Genomic DNA, 21156 nt, shown 5'->3' on the forward strand with positions numbered 1-21156 from the left:
GACCAGAGTTCTTAATGCTCTGGTCATTTATTATGAATGTGGTTTATTTATGTTCTATATTTGAGTGTTTTTTGTTTGTTGAGCTAATATAAAATTGTACGTCCGTCCAGTTTTATTACTTCATTCTTAACCATCTTTTTCACAGTTCGGATGATCGTTTCTACTCTTAAACCTGTAAGGTCTGCCATTTGCTGGCGGGTAAGCTCTATAGGGAAACAGTGTTGGCAATCTCCGTCATGATAACTTTTAAGGTAATCCAGTAAGCCTTTTAAACGTTGAGAAGGATCTGAGGAAGCCATATTATGGATCATCAGGCTGTTGTAGTATAATCTTTGAGAGAGGCATATATTCATTTCAAGGGAAAGATCAGGATGCTGCTGAAGCATTTCCATGAAGTTACTTTTAGGCATTCTTATAATTTCAGTAGCTTGTAAACTGACGGCATTCGTAGGATAAAGCTTTTCAATAAACAATAACGGATCACCAAAACTCTGGTTTTTACCAAGAATATTCAGAATGAATTCTTTTCCGTTTTCGTTGAAGGTGTTCAGCTTTACTTTTCCGCTTATGATCTGGAAATAATATTGTGAATGCTCTCCCTCCCGGAAAATGAAATCTTTAGGTTTATAAGTAACCCGTTCGCCGCCGAATGAATACAAAATTTTCTCATCTATATTCATACAACTTATCGTTTTTTTCATAGGCTTGTTTTTTTTCTGAAAATTATGAAGAAAGTTTTAAAAATAGTAATAACATTTCAATCCTTATGCCATTGAAATTTTATTTGAAAAATGTGGTATGGATTGTACCTCCAAATACCTTTAAAAATTACTGTTTTCTCAAATATTGTGAGTATTTTTGAAACTAAACTAGCTGTAACTAATTATTGATTTTAATTTTTATGATTTTAATTGTTGATGACAACCAAAATAACCTTTACTCACTGCAAAAACTACTTGAATCTAAGGATTTTCAGGTGGAAACTGCCAATTCCGGTGAAGAGGCTCTTGGTAAAGCCCTGAAAAACGACTATGCCTTAATTATTTTGGATGTTCAAATGCCGGATATGGACGGTTTTGAAGTTGCAGAAACGCTTGCTGATTACAGCAAAACAAAAGATGTCCCCATCATATTCTTATCTGCTGTCAATACAGATAAACGCTTTATAACACGCGGATATGCCTCCGGAGCCAAAGATTATGTGACCAAACCTGTTGATCCTGAAATTCTTCTGCTTAAGGTAAAGACTTTCTATAACCTTCAGGAGCAGAACATTGCAATGAAAAAGACACAGCAGAATCTTGAGCTGGAGGTAAAAGGAAGAAGAGAGTCTCAGGTCACCATGAAGTCACAGATTGATCATTTTCACTTAATGCTTGAGTCACTTCCCCAGATTGCGTTCACTCTCAATGAATCCGGAGCGGTGGATTTCGTTAATGGTAAATGGTACCAGTATTCCGATTCCGAACTGGATTTTCCCGAAACACATCCTGATGATCTGAATATAAAGGAAGAACTGGCGAGATGCCGGAAAAAGGGAAAGGCCCTCGAAATGGAAGTCAGAATTAAGAATGTCATTTCCGGTCATTACCGTTATCATCTGCTCAGAATAACTCCGGTTTATGATGAAAACCGCATTAAAAACTGGGTGGGAACCTTTACGGATATTGATGATCAGAAGAAAGTTGAAAAAGAAAAAGATGAATTCTTAAGCATTGCAAGCCATGAGCTGAAGACTCCTCTGACAAGTATTAAAGCCTATGTACAGTTACTGGAAAGAAAACTAAAACTTGATAAAGAAAGCTCTGAAGCAGGATTTGTAACGAAAGTGCAGGGGCAGATTGAAAAACTGAATACGCTTATTACCGATCTGCTGGATGTTTCTAAAATAGAAAACGGAAAACTGAAAATCAATAAAAAACCAGTTAATCTTGAAAGTGTCATCAGTAATGCTATTGAAACCATATTGCAGACTCATGACCAGCGTCAGGTAAAAATTGAACGCCACGGAACCAAACCGGATATTTTAATTCCTCTGGATGAAATCCGTATAGAACAGGTACTGATCAATTTTCTGACCAATGCCATTAAATATTCTCCTCATAATAATCAGGTTATTGTTACCACTTTTGTAGATGAAGAAGCGGAAGAAGTAAGAGTTAATGTAACCGACTTTGGTATTGGTATCCCGGATTTTAAACAGGATGCCGTATTTAAAAAATTCTATCGCGTGGAAGAATCTTCACTGCAGTTTCAGGGAATGGGGATCGGATTATTTATCTGCTCCGAGATCATCAAACAGCATCATGGAAGCGTTGGGGTTTCCAGTATCGTAGGAGAAGGTTCTACCTTTTATTTCACATTACCACTAAATTAATTTTAATGCCGAAAAAAATTATACGAAATCTCCAGTTTGGAGTAGGTCTTTCGCTTTTGATCTTGATAGCCAGCTCACTGGCTTCCTATTGGAGCATCCAGAATCAAATGAATCACCGTGAAAGCCTTTCTAAAAGCAGGCGTTCTGTAACAGCAGTTAAAGATGTGCTGGTTGCTTTACTGGATGCAGAAACAGGAAACAGAGGGTATCAGCTTACCGGTAAAGAAGATTTTCTTGAACCTTATAAACGGGGATTGAGAGAATATCCAAACGCCCTGATACGTGCTGAGTCTTTGGGTATAGATGACCAGAATCAAGCGGAAAGACTTGCAGGATTAAAGATTGCAGTTGACAAGGTGATGGGGAATCTGAAACAACTGGTTGAAAACAGACGAAAGGGCATCATTATGACCCAGCAGCAAATTACCGACGGGAAGGCATATATGGATCAGTGCCGTAAGATTGTCAATGATTTTGTACAATATGAAGAAAGTCAGCTTGAAATTAAAAATAAAGATCTCAACCGCTCCTCAGGCACAACCGTTCTCTTTATAATTTTTTCCGCAATTGCTGCCATTGTGGTAACCACGTTTTTTTATCTGAAGATGCGTGCAGATCTTATCCGCAGGGATAAGCTGGAAAGAATGCTTAAAGAAAAAGATGAAGAAATGACACGCCGTGTAAGTGCTATTCAGAAAATTGCGAACAGGGTAGCTAACGGTGATTACAGTGAGCGGGCAGTAGATAATGCTCAGGATGATCTCGGAGATCTTGTAGAATCTCTCAACCATATGACTGAATCCCTCAAAATCTCTTTTGAGAAGATTAATAAGAGCGACTGGCGCCAGAAAGGTCTTGCGTTACTGAATGAATCTCTGGTAGGAACCAAATCGGTGCAGGAAGTTTCCAATAAGGCGTTGATGCAGCTGATTGAATATGGGAACTGTATCAACGGTTCATTGTATCTGTATGATGAAGGTATTTTAAAGCTTAATAAAGCATTCGGACTGGAATCCAATATGAAAAGAGCTTTTGAGCCTGGCGAAGGGATGGTAGGACAAACTTTTGTTAGTGCTAAAACACAGGTTTACAATAACCTTCATGAAGATGACTTCGTAGTAACCTTTGCCAGCAGTACAATTAAAATTTACGGAATCATGCTGATCCCGCTTTTTGCAGATGGTCATATTATCGGAGTTCTGGAGCTTGGCTCAACTTCTAATTTTGATGAAGACAGAGCAAGTTATTTCGAAGATTGTTGCGTTAATATAGGAATTGCCCTCAGCGCCGCAAAAAGCAGGGAAAAAGAACAGCAGTTGCTGGAAGAAACCCAGGCACAGTCTGAAGAACTGCAGGTTCAGCATTCTGAGCTGGAAAACCTGAATACCGAATTGGAGGCACAGACACAGAAACTTCAGGCTTCGGAAGAAGAGCTTAAGGTGCAGCAGGAAGAACTGATGCAGGCTAATGCGGAACTTGAAGAGCGTTCCAGATTGCTGGAAGAAAAAAATCATCTGATTGCAGAACGTAACAATGAGATTCAGAAAAAAGTAGAGGAACTGGCATTAAGTACCAAATACAAGTCAGAGTTCTTGGCCAACATGTCTCATGAATTGCGCACTCCTCTGAACTCCATTCTTCTTTTATCACGTTTAATGACGGAAAACCCGGATGAGAATCTCAATGAAGACCAGGTAGAATCTGCAAGAGTTATCCATAGTTCAGGATCGAGCTTATTAACACTTATTGACGAGATTCTGGATCTTGCAAAAATAGAATCCGGAAAAATGACCCTGGAATATCAGAAGGTCATCATTGAAGAAGTAGTAAAAGATTTAAAGAGTTTATTCAATCCTGTATTTCAGGAAAAAGCATTGCCATTTAACATTGTGATTGATGAAGACGTACAGAAGGTGATTGAAAGCGACCGTCTTAGAATTGATCAGGTGTTGAGAAATCTATTATCCAACGCATTAAAATTTACTACGAAAGGAAGCATTGACCTGCATATCAGAAAACATACTGAAAAACCGGATTTTATTATATTTTCAGTGAAAGATACAGGTGTCGGGATTGCAGAGGATAAGCAAAAAATTATCTTTGAAGCCTTCCAACAGGCCGACGGCTCTACCAAACGCAAATTCGGGGGTACAGGCTTAGGTTTGTCAATTAGCCGTGAAATTGCCAGACTTCTTGGAGGTGAACTTGTTCTGAAAAGCGAAGTAGACAAAGGCAGTGAATTCAGCTTTATCATTCCTGTACATGCTGTTACAGAAATTACGCATTCCGAAACAGATCAGGATATTGTGGAGGTCATTCGTGAAGATGTTGAAGAAATTCAGAATATCCTGGATGAAGGCGAAATAAAAGTAACTCCTCTTAATACACTTGAAATTCCTGAAGATGTGGCAGATGACAGGGAAAATATTCAAGAAGGGGATAAAGTTATTCTCATCATTGAAGATGACATCAACTTTGCAAAAGCTTTATTGAAATATGCACATTTACAGCATTATAAAGGTGTTGTTGTAGTAAGGGGAGACCATGCACTTTCTGCAGCTCAGAAATACCGTCCTCATGCTATTTTGCTGGATGTACAGCTTCCTGTAAAAGATGGCTGGGAGGTAATGGATGAACTGAAATCTGACGCCGATATAAAACATATTCCCGTGCATATGATGTCTGTTCTTCATCTCAAAAAGGAAAGTCTGATGAAAGGTGCAGTGGACTTTATCAATAAGCCGGTTGCCCTGGATAAAATGACTGATGTATTCAGAAAAATCGAAGAAGCATTGAAAAAAGGATCTCAGAAAGTCCTTATTGTAGAAGAAAATGCCAAGCATGCCAGCGCATTATCTTACTTCCTGAGCAATTTTAATATCTCATTATCAGTAGAACATACTGTGGAAGATAGTGTGAAAACACTGACTTCAGATCTTGTTGACTGCGTTATTCTGGATATTGGAAGTTCAAAAGGAAATGACTACCACGTAATAGAATCCATCAAAAGCCATGAAGGACTTGAAAATCTTCCGATCATTATCTTCACAGAGCATCACCTTTCTAAAGAAGAAGAACTTAAAATAAAACAGTATGCAGATTCAATTGTAGTAAAAACAGCACATTCGTACCAGAGAATTCTGGATGAAGTTGGACTGTTCCTGCATCTGGTGGAAGAAAAAAACAATTCAGCAGAAAACAATACGGGAAGAATGCTGGGTTCTCTGACGGAAGTGTTAAGTGGTAAAAAAGTACTGATTACTGATGATGATGTCCGCAATATTTTTTCTTTAACCAAGGCACTGGAAAAATACAAGGTGGATGTGATCGTAGCGATGGATGGAAAACATGCCCTTGAGCAGATCAATCACCATCCTGATGTAGATGTTATCTTAATGGATATGATGATGCCTGAAATGGATGGTTATGAAACCATAAAGCAGATCAGAAAAATGCCGGCATTTAAAAGGCTGCCTATTATAGCTATAACGGCGAAATCAATGATTGGAGAACGTGAAAAATGCATTACAGCCGGAGCTTCAGATTATATCTCAAAACCTGTAGATATTGATCAGTTATTATCGCTCCTTCGCGTTTGGTTATATGAAAGTTAAACAGATATAATTCTGATGAGTAAGAAAATTTTAATTGTGGATGATGATCCACGTAATATATTTGCATTGAAACTGACCCTGAAGGCTCGTGGATATGCTGTTGAAACCTGTACAATGGCTCAGGAAGCTTTTGATATCCTGAAATCAGACCCTCAGTTTTCTGTTGTTCTTATGGATATGATGATGCCGGGGATAGATGGCTACGAAGCCGTTAGAATCATAAGAGATACCCCTGAAATTAAAAACATTCCTGTTATTGCTGTTACTGCACAGGCAATGCCTGAAGACCGTCAGAAATGTATGGAAGCCGGAGCGGATGATTATGTTTCAAAACCGATAGATGTGGATCTTCTAATAAAAGCAATAGAAAAGTTGTAATACATGCTGGAACCAAGTATCATAAAAGATCAGGAAGTTGAGTATCTGATCAACGATGTATATGAGATGTACGGATATGATTTTTCCGGCTACAGCAGAGCGTCGTTCAAAAGAAGGGTAAACAGAATATGTCTTTTGGACAGGCTCACCAGTTTTGCAGAACTCAGATATATTATCATGAACGATCCGGAGTATCTGAAACGTTTTATAGAAGAAGTTACGGTAAACGTTACCGAAATGTTCAGAGATCCTCCTTTTTTCAAAGCATTGAGAGAAAAAGTGCTGCCGCAATTAGGCACTTATCCGTTGATCAGAATCTGGATAGCAGGTTCTTCAACAGGAGAAGAAGCCTATTCGATAGCAATTCTGCTGAAAGAAGCCGGCTTGTACGATAAATCACTGATTTATGGTACCGATTTAAATCCTGCTGTTCTTGAGACCGCAAGAGCCGGAGTCTTCCCGCTGCATCAGATGAAATTATATTCTGAAAACTATATGCTTTCAGGCGGGATAAGGGATTTTTCTGATTATTATACCGCTAATTATGATAGTGTGAAGTTTGATAAAAGTTTACAGGAAAAGCTTATTTTATCTACTCACAATCTGGTTTCAGACAGTTCTTTTAACAGTTTTCAGCTGATTATCTGCAGAAATGTTCTGATCTATTTTGACAGAGAACTTCAGGAAAGGGTATTCAGACTTTTTGACAACAGCCTTGAAAATCTTGGTTTTCTTGCTCTCGGGGCAAAAGAAACACTTCGGTTTTCTACCATTGAAAAGAATTATCATCAGGCTGAAGACCAGAAAATCTGGAAAAAGCTTGATCACCATTAATAATGCAATCATGAAATCAGAGACGAATATTGAATTAATTGTTATTGGCGGATCGGCAGGAAGCTTACAGGTCATCATCGAAATGATCAAAAATCTTGATGACAACCTGAATATTCCGATTGTCGTGGTCGTTCACCGTAAAGCCCAATCCGGAGATATCCTGCGGACTTTGCTGCAGCAGTTTACCAGAATACCGGTGGTGGAAATTGAAGATAAAACCAAAATTAATAACCGTACCCTGTATATTGTTCCTGCTGATTACCATTTACTGTTTGAAAATAAGAAAAATATGTCACTGGACAGCTCTGAAAAGATGAATTATTCCAGGCCTTCCATAGATGTTACTTTCAGGTCTGCAGCGGAAATTTACGGAGAACATATGGTTGGAATACTTTTATCGGGAGCCAATGCTGATGGAGTAGAAGGTCTGTCTTATATTAAAAAGTATAACGGGCAGGTATGGATTCAGGATCCTGAAACTGCAGAAGTGGAATATATGCCCAGACATGCGGTAGAAGAAATTGATTATGATTTAATTATCAGGCCAGATAATTTAGCGGATTATATCAATCAGTTGTAATAGAATAACCTCAATAATATGAATAAAAAGAGAATTTTAATTTTTGATGATGATACAGCTATTTTAGAAGTCATCACCATCATATTTGAAGAAAATGGCTATGATGTTAAAATTTCAGAAACATCTCATGACATCCTTGAGAAAGTAGCAGAATATCAGCCGGATATTATTCTGATGGATAACTGGATTCCCCGCATCGGTGGGGTAGAGGCTACAAAGCTTCTTAAAAACAGTGAAGAGTTTAATCACATTCCGGTCATCTATGTTACGGCAAATAATGATATTGCTGCTTTAGCTTCTGAAGCGCAGGCGGATGATTATGTTTCAAAACCATTTAATCTGGATGATCTTGAGGCAATGGTGGCAAAGCATATCACAGAACAGGTATAATGAACTTCAATTTACCAAAAAAGAATCTTTCATAAATTTATGAGAGATTCTTTTTATTTCTTCAGTGTACTGATAATCTGGCTTTTTGTTAAAGAATAAGTGTTTACATTTTGAATTAACGACCGAAGTAAAAGATAAAGATCAGGGTTTCCCATAACGGCATCCGAAAACGTTTTAACGAGAATTGATTTTTTTGAAACGATATTATGTGCAGCAATGTATTCGGAGCTAACGTCAATGTCGATATTTAGTTCCTTTTTTACTGCCAGGTTAAAATATTCATCAATCAGATGTTTATCCGTAACCGGGTCTAACCTGTCTGTTTTTATTTCGTCCATATCGTTGATAATTAAACTTTAAACTGCAAATGTTGTACCGTACGGAATAAAAAATAGAGGAAATTCATCTAAAATAAAGTATATTTGTATACTATTTTTATTAAAATGAATTTTGCCCTTATCAAAGACTTTATGACGCTCCTTGAGCAATTTGAATCAGATGCTGATCCTAATTCCTATCCCTGTACTATTGAAGGTTTTAAATCCTGGATTTCTGATCAGGAGAATACGCAACATGCGGATTCTTTTGAAGAACCCTATTGGGAGGGCAAAGAGAATGGAAGAACACCGGAAAGCGCAATAAGTACATTATTGGTTCACCTTAACCGCTACGCGAAAACCTATTCCAAATCCGCAATATCAGACTCTGAATTTTCAACCCAGGAAGATTTTATTTATTTAATTAATTTAAAGGCTTTTGGTGAGATGACCAAGATGGCACTTATCAAAAAAAATATTCATGATAAGCCGGTCGGTATGCTTATTATTGCAAGACTCTTGCGGCAGGGACTTATTGAACAGACAGACTCTGATCTGGATAAGCGAAGTAAATTAATCCGTATTTCTGAAAGAGGACTGATTGTTCTGGAAAAACAAATGGAAAAGATCCGCCAGGCAACCAATATCGTTGCTGGTAACCTCAATCATAGAGAGAAGATGGATCTGATCCGTATCCTTAATAAGCTGGATCGTTTTCATTATCCAATTTTTTCAAGAAACATCAATTCAGATAATCTCATTAACACGGTTTATGATGAGTATGCTTTCAAAAATCTATAGCAAAGTACCTGTTATAGATTCAAAATTTTTGTCTCTGATTATGTAAAGGTTAGCGGAATTGAGTACGTAAAATCGCTGGAAAGTATTGTAAATAAAGAAAAAGTTTCTATCTTTGCAGTCCCTTAAACAAAGGGATTTACTTGAAAAAGTAAGTGGCCGACTCGGTAGCTCAGCTGGTAGAGCAATACACTTTTAATGTATGGGTCCTGGGTTCGAATCCCAGCCGGGTCACATCAAACGGACAAATCATTTTTAGTAATGGTTTGTCCGTTTTTATTTTTGTTTAACTTGTTGTTTGTAGTTAGAGAAATAGGCTTTCAAAGAATGATTTTACCGTTCTTCAAGCCACTGAAGAAAACGGGAGGATTTATCTTTCGTCACCAGAAGTTTTTCAGGAGTTGTAATCTTTAAACTGACAAGAAGCTTGCGCGAAAAATAATGCTCCACTTCCACAATTGCAGAAAAGTTGATCAGGTATTGTCTGTTGATCCTGAAAAATTGAGCTGCCGAAACCAGCTGCCCCACTTCGTCCAGAGACTGCGGTATTGGATACTCCTTCTGATCGGAAGTTACCAGTACTGTGCTTCCAAACTGGCTGTAAAAAAAGGCAATCTTGTCAATAGGGATATTACTGTATTTATTATTTGAAAAAACCAGAAAATTGGTCTTACCTCTGCCTGTTGTCAGATTGGCCAATATATCTTCCAGCTGCCGGTCAGGAGAAGGGGAGTGCTGAAAGAAATTTTTAAGTCTCTTTATCTTTTCAAATGCCGATTCGATATCTTTTTTCTCAAAAGGCTTTAAGATATAATCTACTCCGTTGCTTTTAAATGCCTCTATGGCATATTCGTCAAAGGCTGTACAGAAAACAACCGGAACTTTTATACTGACCTGGCCGAATATTTCAAAACAGTTTCCATCTGCGAGCTGAATATCCATAAATATAATATCCGGAGTTGGATTTTCTGAAAGATAGCCGACTGCCATAGCAATACTTTCAATATATTGCACTACGGTAGCTTCCGGCTGCACTGCAACAATCATCCGCCCCAAAGCCTTTGCGGTTTTTATCTCATCTTCTATTACTAAAACTTTCATTTACTATGGGTAATTTAACGGTAAAATTGATGCCATTTTGCAGGATGATCAGCTCTTTTTCAGCAAAGTGCCGGTAACGTTCTCTAATATTTTCAATTCCTATCCCTGCAGATTCCTGAGGAGTATTCTTCGGCTGAAAATTGTTTTCGATAATAATATATTCATCTTCACTGTATAGTTTTATGATCAGTGGATGTGCCAGTGACACAATATTGTGTTTGATACAGTTTTCACACAACAGTTGCAGGGTAAATGGAGGAATATAGGAATTCAATAGTTCTTCCTGAATGTCTATTTTAAATTCTATGCCATCTTCAAATCTTGAAATCAGGAGAAAAACATAGGCATCCAGTATGGCGAGCTCTTTTTTTAAGGGAATAAGGTCCAGCTTTCTGTTGTCTAAAGTAAAACGGTAAAAATCAGCGAGTCTGACAACAAAATCTCCTGAACTTTCATCTTTTATATCAATCATAGATTTCAATGTATTGAGACTGTTGAATAAAAAATGTGGATTAATCTGCTGTTTTAGCAGTTCATACTGGGCGTGAAGATTATCTGTCCTGATCTGTTCCAGCTCCAGGCTGATCTGCTGGGAATTATAGCTCTGATACAAAAGATACAGAAACATATAAATCGTCAGATTAATCAGTACAGCTCTGAATTCGTACATCAATATCATGGTGTTAAACCCATACTTTGGAAAGATAATGTGATGTAAAAATACGAGGGCAGCCATCACAACAATGCCAAGTGAAAGACTGATCAAAAGCTTTTTATTAAAGAAACTTGTCGATATAGTCTGAATAGAAAATTTAGGCAGGCTGTAAATATTAAAATACCAAACAAATAAGGAGTATAAAAACGAAATGGAAAAATCAATCATTAGCTCTCCCAGGGTTATCTGTATACGGAGTATTTTGGGCACAGAAGCCAGAATTCCCATAAAAAGAGAACTAAAGAGAATGATTCTCGGATCAATCCTGAATACCTTTTTTCCGTTGGCATTTATATACTTTGCATAAATCATAAATAAAAATCAGAAAGTTAAGCAGTTATAAAGATACAAAAGCTAAATAGCGGTTAGGGTAGTTGTCCGCTATTTAGCACTTAGATTCCTATGAAAACACAAAGTTAAGGCATAGCTGCAGCCATATTACTCACAGGTACCGGCCAGATACCCGGAGATGGGAATGAGATACCTTTGTTAGATCCCATAATCATATTATCCTGCCCGAAACGGTAAAGAGGCCACCCTTTATAGGTAAGCTGTTTTCTTCCAGATACTGTGATAGACCCGAAAAGTGTTTTGTCCAGTCCGGAAGGCACCACTATTTTATCCGTTTCATAAATAGGCCATGCTCCATTATTTGAGAAATCGGAGGCAGTAAAATTATTTTTATTTTGTTTGTCATTCGTAAAGGTGTACAGTGTTACTCCTTTAGCATCTGTAAAATATAAAGTCTTTCCTGTACCTTCTGTATACGCGGATGTATAATTTTTTCCATCATGTCCTATAAGTTGGGCATTGGTAAGCATGATCGTATAATCAGGTTTTGCAACAAACCATACGCCTCCGATATTTTCTCCACCGGTTTTCCCGGCTTCTTCTTTTACGTTGGCACAATTTACCAAAGGAGCATAATAATAAAGCGGTCTTCCTTTGTAAGTTACCTGTTTCTTACCTGAACCCGTAGTTATTGTTGTAAAATCAGAGAGTTCTAATCCTGTTCCCAACTTTTCAGATGAAAGATTATCCACATTGAAGACAGGCCATATTGGTTCGCAGCCTCCTGTACAATTGTTTGCTGCAGTAGCATCGTTGGCAAAATAGTAAAGAGTACGCCCCTCTTTATCGGTCAGGATATTTCCGAGATTGGCATCATTCCGTAACTGCACTTCTTTAACGGCATCAGAAGATTCATCCTGATTGTCCTTTGAGCATGCAACAGAGGTTAAAAGAAGTAGCGCTGAAATGCATCCTGTTATAAGATTTGAACTGAATGTGAACTTTTCCATTTTAATAGTTTTAGTGAATATCATTTTATATGTGTTTTTGAAAATTGGCTAGGGCATTATTGAAGGTTTCATAGTAAGAATGGCAGGGATTCTTTCAGATCCGCTTGCGGATACTTTTTTAAGTGCCGGTCCTTCGTATTTTTCATACTGAATGTCAAAATTGTCTGACAGCGGATATCTGCTTTTGATAACTTCTACAGACAACAGACGATCAGGAATTTTTGCTCCATACCAATAAGGGTCTTCTTTTTGTGACCAGGTAATCAGGGCCAGTATTCTTTCTTTACTTTCCTCCTTTTCGGGTTTGCCTTTTAGCTCTTCCATTGCTGGGTTATTACCATAAAGAGTCATCATTGTCTGGTTCTTATGATTGATTGAAGAAGTGACTACCTTTAAGTTCATGGCATTAAAATCAAACTTTTCAGGAAGGGAAGCCTTCTCATTTACGGATTCATATTCCTGCTTTGAGCCACAGCTCAATACAAATACATACAGTATTAAATAAATAATCGGATTCTTCATAGCTTAATGATTAAGAGGAGAAGTAAAAACGAAATCATTGTCTTTCATCGGGCGATGGCAGCTGATGCATTCATTAGCAAAGTCTGCTGTCTTTCCGTAGGGCTCAAGTTTTGGAGATAAAAACCTTGCCCATCCCCATCCTTTGGTAGAGGCAAATTTTTTAGAATCCTTGATCATATATTCCACCTGTTTAAAAGCTCCGGTAGTGATATTGCCATCACTGTCAACGATTTGGTCCCAAGCTACCTTTGCCAATATGCTTCCGTCAGGCCATGGATTTGTCCGGTGTTCCTTTGCTGCTGTTACCGCAATATCATTTCCGAATATAATACGCATTGTCCCATTATCCAGTCTCTCGGTAGAACTTATCGGTTTCCAGCTTTTATAATCAGGAATATAGCTGATTCCGTTTAATGCAGTAGGAAATAACAGTTTTGATTCTGTGGTATGTATTGTGCTGACCTGCTGAAGTTGTCTTTTATAGGCAGTAGCCTTTGCTGTATCAGGCACTTTTGGAGCCAGAGAAGATACATATTTTTTCAGGATCTGAATATCTTTTTCAGAAAGTCTGGCTTCAGGATGAACCAATTCATAGCTTTTAAGAGGCATTGAATTCAGTTTAATATGATTAAAAGACTCCCAAAGTTTTGCATTTTGTACGGGAGGTGCCAGTTTATCCCATTCAGAGAAATTCAGTCCTTCTTTTCCTTTTTTAATATGATCTGCTACCAGCCAGGAAGCAGGGGCAATCTGGTCAAACCATTTAAGCTCGGTCTGATTGGAATGGCAGTCGAAACATGACCGCCGTAGTATGGCTTTTACATCACTGGGAACCTGAATCTCCCCGGTTATAGGCTCTGGTTTAATGTCAGGTCTATAAAACTGTATTCCAATAAAAATTACAAGTACTATAACCAGGATATTTTTTGTTTTTAATTTTTTGAAAAAACGATTCATATCTGTTATTTTTATTCAAATTTCAAAACTTTTGAAATATATTCTTCAGAAAATATGATAAATCGGACAAATTGTACTTTGAATCTGACAATTGTGACGATGAAAAGTCAATATTCATAAAAAGCAAATTTGCATTTCATTTATATCAACATACAAAATGTACCCACTGTTCTGGCTTGCAGACTAAATTTTAAATAATTCACTTCATCTATTTGTAACAATTTCCATTTCAGGTAGTCTTATCATAATTAAAGCATAGTTTTTTTAAGGTAGAATATTTACGCTGTTTGTCTGAAAATTTTAAGAAAAATGTATGTTTAAGGGAACTGATGTTACTTTATTTTAATGTTACATTTTCGCAAAACAGATTGTTTATTTCATAATAAGTTTAGGAAATTATGTATATTTATAACACTTATTGGGGAAAAATTATAGCATAAATTTATCTGCATATTTCAATAAATATGCATAGGTAGATATTTAGATACAGGGAAAAGTGGCATGGGAAAAATTGATTTTAAGTATAAAAAAATATATCCAACCGACATAAAGAGAATGATAACCTATACAATCTGTATAGGATTATTTATGTGCCTGCTTTCCTGTCATCGTAATACTCAGGACAAAGAAAAAGAGAATTTTGATGCTTCCTTATTAACCCAAAGCGCTGAGCTGCAATTGTCCGGTGAATATGAAGCCTTTGTCAGTTTAAATAAAAATTATCTGAAAAAGGCTGCCAAAATGAAATATACAGCAGGAAAAGGACTCTGTTACCTTAATATGGCAGGAGTCAATGTATCCGCAGGTAATTATGAAAAAGCCCGTTTTTTTTTCAGTAAAGCAGAAAAAGACCTGATACATTCTGAAAATGCTTATCACAAAGCAACGTTCTATGATGATTATAGTCTGTATTACTCACATCTTAAAGTATATGATAAAGCTATAGAATGCAATAACAAAGCATTTTATTATTTAAAACAGGCAAAAAATACAAAACTCACTAAGAAACTTCTTCCCAGGCTCTATGTAAACAAAGGTATTTACTATGCGTGGAAAGGATGGCTGGGAACATCTCTAAAATGTTTCATCAAGGCAAATACACTGGAAAATTCGGCCTATACCAATTGTATGGTGGCGCAATACTATTTATATACCCATAAACCTGATTCTGCGGGGATATACATTGCCAGGGCAGATGAAAAAATGCTGAGTCAGAAAACAACAGATGTGGAATCGCTTTGGGTATATTATACCATGGGGTATTATTATAATGAAATTGATAACAGTGAACAGGCCGAAAAAGCTCTTAAAAAAGCACTTGAAATTAATATCAGGACAAGACGCACCTATTCTTCACATATAAAAGACGTATACAAATCACTTGCAGAAGTGTACAAGAAAAAAAATGACGGAGGAAAAGCCTACTTTTATCTGAAGAAATATATGGAAGAGGAGAAGCGTTTTGATGCTGCCAGATTTGCGGCCATGAATAAAGCTACCGAAGATTTTATTTCAGAAGTAAAGCAGGAATCTGATTGGCATAGAAATGACCTTCCGCTATTTATTGCACTTTCTGTAACAGTTCTTACCGTTTCAGGAGTATATGTACAGAAGCTGATTAATAAATTGCAAAAAAAGAAAAATACCCTGAAAGAGCAAACTGAAGCATTGAAGAATCATGTTCAGGCAAAACAATTGGAGGAAATAATGGACCTGGCCAAAAAGAATGACTCTTCTTTCTTGATGAAGTTCAAAGAATTATATCCTGAATTTATAAAAACCCTTTTGGAAATCAATCCGGATCTTGAAAATTCTGAGCTCGCTTTCTGCGCAATGCTGAAATTACGTTTTTCATCCAAGGAAATTGCAGATTATACTTTTGTACAGCACAAATCTGTTCAGCAGAAAAAATACAGGATCAGAAAAAGGCTGAACATTCCCGGAGAAACGGATATTTACGATTTTTTTGAAAATCTGACATAATAGTAACTGATCACAATAAAACCTGCAGGATTTTGTTTATCAATAGATTCCACTGTTGATCTGCCGGAAATAACCATTGAAAACACTCTCTATTCTGAGAAAATGATTTATTAAACATCTTTTTAAATAGGAATGTAGCTTAAATAAAGAAACATATGAGACATATTTTTCTTGCCGTTTTACTTGTTATTATCGTTTCGTGCCAATCTCATTCAAAAAAAGAGACTGAAAAAGCTTTTGACGTGTCTTTACTGAAACAGAATGAAAAATTCCGGCTTGCCGGAGACTATGATTCTTTGATTGATCTTAATAAAAGATATTACAGACAGGCCGATAAGATGAATTATGGAGACGGCAAGGCTCTATGCTATATCAATCTGGCAGAACTTAATATCTCACTGGAGAACTTTCCGAAGTCCCAGATTCTTTTTGATAATGCAAAGAAAATTCTGGATGCTTCTGATGACAACATTCATAAAGCCAGGTTTTATAATGTTTACGGTCGTTTCAATGTAGAGCTCAGGAGGCTTGATAAGGCTTTTCAGTATAATGATGAAGCGATGAGTTTTATCCGGAAAAGCGATCCGTCACCGCTCAAAAATGATCTTCTTTTCAGTATTTACTTAAGACAGGCAATCTATCTCGTTCAAAAAAAGGATTATAATAAAGCACTCGAATATTTCCATAGGGCAAAAAAGCTTGATGATACAGGTTTGGCAGACTGTGCTATAAGTGATTATGTCTATATGCATAAAAATAATGACTCTGCCTATAAATATATAACGCTTGCCTACAACAAAGCCAATATGAGAGGCAAGGCAGATGGCATTGCACTCTATGCAAATACCATAATGGGAGAATATTTTCTCAAAAACAAACAATATGATAAGGCAGAGGAAGCTTTTGGTAAAGCTTTGGAAATCAATGAAAAGACAAAACGTATCTACGCCTATTATGGAAAATATATCTATAATGATCTGAGGGTATTGTATGAAAAAACCGGAGATAAGGAGAAGGCCTACTTTTATCTGAAGAAGTACACGGATGCTTTTTACAAAACCAATACATCTTTGCTGGCTGCTATCAACCAGGATATGGCATCCTTTATTACAGAAGCCCAACAAGATGCTGACCGCCATCAGAATAAGGTATATTGGATTTTTTTCCTCTCGTTTGCTGGTCTTTGTTTGTTGGGACTATATGCCTGGAGGATTATTATTGCGTTAGGAAAACGGAAAAAAATTCTCGCTATGGAAGCTGAAAACCTCAAAGTAAGAATGAATGACAATAAGCAGGAGGAAATTATAGAGCTTGGTAAAAAAAATGATCCTGAATTTCTGGATCGTTTTAAAAAAGCCTATCCTGAATTTATAAATCAGCTTTTAATCATTAATCCGGGGCTTGAAAATTCTGAACTTGTTTTTTGTGCCATGCTGAAACTTCATTTTACATCTAAGGAAATTGCAAGTTATACTTTGGTTCAGCATAGAAGTGTTCAGCAGAAAAAATACAGAATCAGAAAAAAACTGAACATTCCCAAAGAAACAGATATTTATCATTTCTTTGACACCCTGGCATAATAAAAAAAACTGTCTGATTCATCAGGTCAGACAGTACTCGAAATATTCTCTTTTCACCACTCGGATTTTTTCGTGGTCTCGGTGTCAAATATGAAAATTTTTAACTAAAAGATGAAAAAAATCGATACTACACGGGTACTACATCGCGTATGTGTTGTTCTAAAATATTGATATGTAGTTAGTTGTGTTTTATCCGGTTTTTTTATCTATGAATGAGAAAAATCTGCTGTTCATTCTTAACTTATTTATTTTTTGCCCTCTCACTTTTCATCATTTATGCTTTTTAATAACTGCATAAGTATCATTTAAGTACTATTTTCTTTCTGATTTTCAATATGGCTTTAAGGAACTTTTCTGATTAAAACTTTAATGATTCTAAGATTGTAATATTGTTAAATACAAGTTGTTGATAATGTAATTTATTGATAGTCAAATAATTAATGTATTTGTTGTATCTGTGTAGTATCGGTTTTTTTTGTTTTTTATTTAAAATATATAAGTTTTGTAGAGAGTTTTGTTGTGAATTTTATATGATTAATTTCATTTTATTGAATTTATGATAATGACGGACCTATCCGTCGTTTTACTAAAATTTTCAGCATTCTATCAAAATAACTTAAATATATTTATGAAAAAAAGAATTTTATTCGTTTGCGCATTAGCGTCTTGTTTTACGGTTTTCAATGCCCAGAGATGGGAATCTGTTTCTCAAAAAAGTTCGCAGATAAGAGAAGGAGTAGAAGTACAGTATTCTTACAGGGTAGATCTGAAATCTCTTAGAGAAATGCTTAAAAATGCAGAAGAAACAGGAAAAAATGCAAAGCCTGTTATTATTTCTTTACCAACTGTAGAAGGGAAGATTGAAAAATTTGCAGTGTATAGCAATCCTGTGATGGACAGATCTCTGGTAGAAAAATATCAGTTGGGATCTTATGTGGGAGTTGGACTAGATGATCCTTCCAAGTATTTAAGGTTCAGTACTTCTCCAATTGATATGCAGTCTATGATTATAAAGGATGGTGTGTTTCAGTTTATAGAACCCATTACTGCAGATAAGCAGACTTACGGAGTATTCTATAAAACAAAGAACGATGGAGAACATGGCTTCAAATGTGACACAGAAGAGCATGATTTTAAGAATATTAATAAGTTGGTGGAGAATGGAAAAAAAATGCTTTCCGGAGTTGGAATTACCAGCAGACCTACTAACACAAAATACAGAGATTTCAGAATGGCATTGTCCGTTACAGGAGAATACAGCCAGTATCAATTAACAGCTGCAGGAACTCCGGCCAATGCAACAGATGATGTAAAAAAAGGAGTGGTTCTGGCTGCTATGAATAATACAATGACCCGTATAAATGGTGTTTTTGAGCGTGATTTTGGAGCTCATTTAACAGTACAGAATTTTCCGCAGATTATTTATCTGGATCCGGCAACAGATCCTTATACAGGTAATTTAAATCTTCAATTACAGCAAACACTTACTTCAGCAGTAGGAAATGCCAATTATGATATCGGCCATGTTCTTAATCAGAATGCGGAGAGAAGCGGAAACGCAGGAGGAATCGGCATTGTCTGCGTAGATCCGGCAACTAATACTGAAATAAAAAAAGGTTCTGCCTATACACAAGGACCTGTGCCCGTAGGTGAGGTTTTTGATTTTACTGCAGCACATGAAATGGGACATCAGCTGGGAGCAAACCATACGTTTTCAAATACTTCAGTCACAGATGCCAATCAGGGAGCCAACGTTGAGCCTGGCGGCGGAACAACAATTATGGGATATGCCGGAATTACCTATGATAATGTTCAGGCTAATGCAGATGGATATTTCCATTATAAATCAATTGATCAGGTGTTAACCAATTTAGAAAATAAACTTAATTGCGGAGTTTCTCAAAATATTATCAATAACACTGCTCCGGCTATTAATCCTCTGGTTGCTTATAGCATTCCTAAAGGAACGGCTTATTATCTTGAAGCTTCAGCAACGGATGCCGAAAATGATTCTGTAAATTACACCTGGGAACAGAATGACAGTACAGATGAATTTTCTACAATTTCCGGCGATAGCGGATGGGGATACAATCCGAAAGGTGCTTTAACAAGATCCGTTCCCGGAACACCCAACGGAAGGAGGTATTTTCCAAACTTCGCAAGTGTGATGAATGGAAGCCTGACAGATAAGCAAAGATGGGAAACGGTATCCTATATCCCACGAACATTGAACTATGCTGTAACAGTAAGAGATCTTAACGCTCAGCGCCCGATGGTTTCCAGCTCAACAACTACCGTAACTGTAGGAAATGACGGACCATTCAAATTCAATGGACTTACTCCATCTTCAGTACTGTATAATAACGCGGTAAATACAATCTACTGGGATGTTGCCAATACAAATGCTGCCCCTTATAATACAGCGAGTGTGAAAATAGATTATACTACAGATAACGGTACAACCTGGACGAATCTTGCAGCTGCAACTCCAAATACCGGAAGCTATAGTGCACAAATGCCAGGAAATGTAAGCGGAACAGTAAAGTTAAGAATATCAGCTGTAGGGAATATTTTTTATGCCGTGTCTCCTGCCGTTACGGTAGGGAGTGCGCCTACATCTTCTACAGCGTCTCCTACAGGAATTGCCGCTATAGATACTGAGATTTTCAAAACGTCCGCAAGAATATCCTGGAACAGTGTTCCGGGAGCTACTTACTCTGTTAATTACAGAAAAGCAGGAACAGTAAACTGGTCTAATGTTCTTAGCCAGGCTAATTCTGCTGTTCTGAATAATTTAGAAGATGAAACCAGTTATGAAGTTCAGGTGGCGGCTGTAGTCAATTCCGTTCCCGGGGCTTTCTCTAATAATTATACCTTTAAAACAAAAGGATTAAAAACAGGTGTGGATTACTGTATATTAAACTCAGGATCACCTTACTTGGGTTCAATTTTGAAAGTAGCAGTTGCCAATATAGATTATACAGATGCTACAGCAAGATCATATAAAGATTTAAGTGAGGATGCAACCAAGATTGTTAATTTGACACAAGGTAATACCTATACAATCTCGCCAAGAATAGGAAATTTATTACAGAGCGGTATGCAGGTAAATTTATCGGTATGGATTGATTATAACAGAAATGGAATTTTCGAAGCATCAGAAAAAGTTGCCCAGACATCCGGCGCATCTCCTACAGGAAATGTTGGAATGGGTAACCTTAACTTTACAGTTCCAACAACTACTTATTCCGGAGATAAATTGTTAAGAATGAGAATCGTAGGCAAGTTCTTCAATACGGCTCCGAATGATGTGTGCGGCGAACTGGAAAGCCAGGCAGGAGGCATTATGGATCTTCCTGTGAAGATTACTGCCAGTACACTAGCCGTGAGAGAAACAGCAGATACAAAATCATCCGAAGTATCAATTTATCCTAACCCTGCAGATACCTTTATTGAAGTGAAAAACTTTAAAGGTAAGGGTGATTACAAAATTTACAGTGCAGACGGAAGACTTGTTCAGGAAGGAAAAACAGACGGACAAAGAATCAATGTTGCTTCTTTGGTAAAAGGTATATATGTGATCACTATAAAAGATGACAAGAACACTTATAATACAAAGTTGATCAAGAAATAACACATATGAAATCTCCGTATCTGGATCTAAAACGGAGAGAAAAAAAATTATTTTTTAAGAGGGAAAAAGGCTGTC

General features: G+C 36.9%; 17 protein-coding genes and 1 tRNA gene. 11 read left to right on the forward strand and 7 right to left on the reverse strand.

Features of this window, described 5'->3' with window-relative positions; translation table 11 throughout:
- Window positions 1–83 precede the first annotated feature (83 nt).
- Window positions 84–701: a Crp/Fnr family transcriptional regulator gene (locus tag EL165_RS00865; protein ID WP_126358559.1), complete on the reverse strand. Its 618-nt coding sequence runs from the start codon at window positions 699–701 to the stop codon at window positions 84–86.
- Window positions 702–901: 200 nt separating this feature from the next.
- Here EL165_RS00865 and EL165_RS00870 point away from each other — a divergent pair, with 200 nt between their 5' ends.
- From EL165_RS00870 to EL165_RS00895, 6 genes are read left to right on the forward strand one after another with little or no spacing between them, the layout of a single operon-like run.
- Window positions 902–2377 (forward strand): hybrid sensor histidine kinase/response regulator, encoded by a 1476-nt coding sequence (locus EL165_RS00870; protein ID WP_002980174.1) that lies wholly within the window; start codon window positions 902–904, stop codon window positions 2375–2377.
- Window positions 2378–2382: 5 nt separating this feature from the next.
- Window positions 2383–5991 carry a response regulator gene (locus EL165_RS00875; RefSeq protein WP_002980172.1) on the forward strand — a complete coding sequence of 1203 codons (3609 nt, stop codon included), beginning with the start codon at window positions 2383–2385 and terminating at the stop codon, window positions 5989–5991.
- A gap of 15 nt (window positions 5992–6006) precedes the next feature.
- Window positions 6007–6369 carry a response regulator gene (locus EL165_RS00880; protein WP_002980170.1) on the forward strand — a complete coding sequence of 121 codons (363 nt, stop codon included), beginning with the start codon at window positions 6007–6009 and terminating at the stop codon, window positions 6367–6369.
- A gap of 3 nt (window positions 6370–6372) precedes the next feature.
- A complete protein-coding gene (locus EL165_RS00885; protein ID WP_002980168.1) occupies window positions 6373–7203 on the forward strand; it encodes a CheR family methyltransferase in 831 nt (276 codons plus the stop codon).
- Window positions 7204–7213: 10 nt separating this feature from the next.
- Complete coding sequence (locus EL165_RS00890; protein ID WP_041461821.1) at window positions 7214–7783, forward strand: chemotaxis protein CheB; 570 nt, start codon at window positions 7214–7216, stop codon at window positions 7781–7783.
- A gap of 18 nt (window positions 7784–7801) precedes the next feature.
- Window positions 7802–8173, forward strand: coding sequence for a response regulator (locus EL165_RS00895; RefSeq protein ID WP_002980164.1), 372 nt, complete (start codon window positions 7802–7804; stop codon window positions 8171–8173).
- Window positions 8174–8226: 53 nt separating this feature from the next.
- Here the strand turns inward: EL165_RS00895 and EL165_RS00900 are convergent, their stop codons facing one another.
- The gene (locus EL165_RS00900; RefSeq protein ID WP_002980162.1) at window positions 8227–8511 is read right to left on the reverse strand and encodes a hypothetical protein; all 285 of its coding nucleotides are present in this window, start codon (window positions 8509–8511) and stop codon (window positions 8227–8229) included.
- A gap of 105 nt (window positions 8512–8616) precedes the next feature.
- Here EL165_RS00900 and EL165_RS00905 point away from each other — a divergent pair, with 105 nt between their 5' ends.
- Window positions 8617–9291, forward strand: a complete 675-nt coding sequence (locus tag EL165_RS00905) for a MarR family winged helix-turn-helix transcriptional regulator (protein ID WP_002980161.1) — start codon at window positions 8617–8619, stop codon at window positions 9289–9291.
- A gap of 158 nt (window positions 9292–9449) precedes the next feature.
- Window positions 9450–9522, forward strand: a tRNA-Lys gene (locus EL165_RS00910).
- 99 nt (window positions 9523–9621) lie between these two features.
- Here the strand turns inward: EL165_RS00910 and EL165_RS00915 are convergent.
- From EL165_RS00915 to EL165_RS00935, 5 genes are all read right to left on the reverse strand, one after another.
- Window positions 9622–10389, reverse strand: a complete 768-nt coding sequence (locus tag EL165_RS00915; protein WP_002980159.1) for a LytR/AlgR family response regulator transcription factor — start codon at window positions 10387–10389, stop codon at window positions 9622–9624.
- On the reverse strand, window positions 10364–11416 hold the full coding sequence (locus EL165_RS00920) for a sensor histidine kinase (RefSeq protein WP_002980158.1): 1053 nt from the start codon (window positions 11414–11416) through the stop codon (window positions 10364–10366). Before EL165_RS00920 ends, EL165_RS00915 begins: the two co-directional genes overlap by 26 nt.
- Before the next feature lie 104 nt (window positions 11417–11520).
- Window positions 11521–12405, reverse strand: a complete 885-nt coding sequence (locus tag EL165_RS00925; protein ID WP_126358560.1) for a hypothetical protein — start codon at window positions 12403–12405, stop codon at window positions 11521–11523.
- Window positions 12406–12453: 48 nt separating this feature from the next.
- Window positions 12454–12927 (reverse strand): hypothetical protein, encoded by a 474-nt coding sequence (locus EL165_RS00930; protein ID WP_002980154.1) that lies wholly within the window; start codon window positions 12925–12927, stop codon window positions 12454–12456.
- A gap of 3 nt (window positions 12928–12930) precedes the next feature.
- The gene (locus EL165_RS00935) at window positions 12931–13884 is read right to left on the reverse strand and encodes a heme-binding domain-containing protein (RefSeq protein ID WP_002980152.1); all 954 of its coding nucleotides are present in this window, start codon (window positions 13882–13884) and stop codon (window positions 12931–12933) included.
- A gap of 555 nt (window positions 13885–14439) precedes the next feature.
- Here EL165_RS00935 and EL165_RS00940 point away from each other — a divergent pair.
- The 3 genes from EL165_RS00940 to EL165_RS00950 all read left to right on the forward strand — a co-directional run bounded on the left by EL165_RS00940 (window position 14440) and on the right by EL165_RS00950 (window position 21081).
- The gene (locus tag EL165_RS00940) at window positions 14440–15867 is read left to right on the forward strand and encodes a tetratricopeptide repeat protein (protein ID WP_126358561.1); all 1428 of its coding nucleotides are present in this window, start codon (window positions 14440–14442) and stop codon (window positions 15865–15867) included.
- A 155-nt stretch (window positions 15868–16022) separates the two neighbouring features.
- Complete coding sequence (locus EL165_RS00945) at window positions 16023–17447, forward strand: tetratricopeptide repeat protein (protein WP_002980148.1); 1425 nt, start codon at window positions 16023–16025, stop codon at window positions 17445–17447.
- Window positions 17448–18075: 628 nt separating this feature from the next.
- Window positions 18076–21081: a reprolysin-like metallopeptidase gene (locus EL165_RS00950; protein ID WP_041461510.1), complete on the forward strand. Its 3006-nt coding sequence runs from the start codon at window positions 18076–18078 to the stop codon at window positions 21079–21081.
- The last annotated feature ends 75 nt before the right edge of the window (window positions 21082–21156 follow it).

Source organism: Chryseobacterium gleum (assembly GCF_900636535.1).
Taxonomy (GTDB): Bacteria; Bacteroidota; Bacteroidia; order Flavobacteriales; family Weeksellaceae; genus Chryseobacterium; species Chryseobacterium gleum.

Excerpts from the sequence above, each read along its gene's own strand:
- EL165_RS00945 (WP_002980148.1), top strand. The coding sequence starts at position 16,023 with ATGAGACATATTTTTCTTGCCGTTTTACTTGTTATTATCGTTTCGTGC.
- EL165_RS00950 (WP_041461510.1), top strand. The coding sequence starts at position 18,076 with ATGAAAAAAAGAATTTTATTCGTTTGCGCATTAGCGTCTTGTTTTACG.
- EL165_RS00870 (WP_002980174.1), top strand. The coding sequence starts at position 902 with ATGATTTTAATTGTTGATGACAACCAAAATAACCTTTACTCACTGCAA.
- EL165_RS00890 (WP_041461821.1), top strand. The coding sequence starts at position 7,214 with ATGAAATCAGAGACGAATATTGAATTAATTGTTATTGGCGGATCGGCA.
- EL165_RS00865 (WP_126358559.1), bottom strand. The coding sequence starts at position 701 with ATGAAAAAAACGATAAGTTGTATGAATATAGATGAGAAAATTTTGTAT.
- EL165_RS00940 (WP_126358561.1), top strand. The coding sequence starts at position 14,440 with ATGATAACCTATACAATCTGTATAGGATTATTTATGTGCCTGCTTTCC.
- EL165_RS00895 (WP_002980164.1), top strand. The coding sequence starts at position 7,802 with ATGAATAAAAAGAGAATTTTAATTTTTGATGATGATACAGCTATTTTA.
- EL165_RS00880 (WP_002980170.1), top strand. The coding sequence starts at position 6,007 with ATGAGTAAGAAAATTTTAATTGTGGATGATGATCCACGTAATATATTT.
- EL165_RS00905 (WP_002980161.1), top strand. The coding sequence starts at position 8,617 with ATGAATTTTGCCCTTATCAAAGACTTTATGACGCTCCTTGAGCAATTT.
- EL165_RS00885 (WP_002980168.1), top strand. The coding sequence starts at position 6,373 with ATGCTGGAACCAAGTATCATAAAAGATCAGGAAGTTGAGTATCTGATC.
- EL165_RS00935 (WP_002980152.1), bottom strand. The coding sequence starts at position 13,884 with ATGAATCGTTTTTTCAAAAAATTAAAAACAAAAAATATCCTGGTTATA.
- EL165_RS00930 (WP_002980154.1), bottom strand. The coding sequence starts at position 12,927 with ATGAAGAATCCGATTATTTATTTAATACTGTATGTATTTGTATTGAGC.
- EL165_RS00925 (WP_126358560.1), bottom strand. The coding sequence starts at position 12,405 with ATGGAAAAGTTCACATTCAGTTCAAATCTTATAACAGGATGCATTTCA.
- EL165_RS00915 (WP_002980159.1), bottom strand. The coding sequence starts at position 10,389 with ATGAAAGTTTTAGTAATAGAAGATGAGATAAAAACCGCAAAGGCTTTG.
- EL165_RS00900 (WP_002980162.1), bottom strand. The coding sequence starts at position 8,511 with ATGGACGAAATAAAAACAGACAGGTTAGACCCGGTTACGGATAAACAT.
- EL165_RS00875 (WP_002980172.1), top strand. The coding sequence starts at position 2,383 with ATGCCGAAAAAAATTATACGAAATCTCCAGTTTGGAGTAGGTCTTTCG.
- EL165_RS00920 (WP_002980158.1), bottom strand. The coding sequence starts at position 11,416 with ATGATTTATGCAAAGTATATAAATGCCAACGGAAAAAAGGTATTCAGG.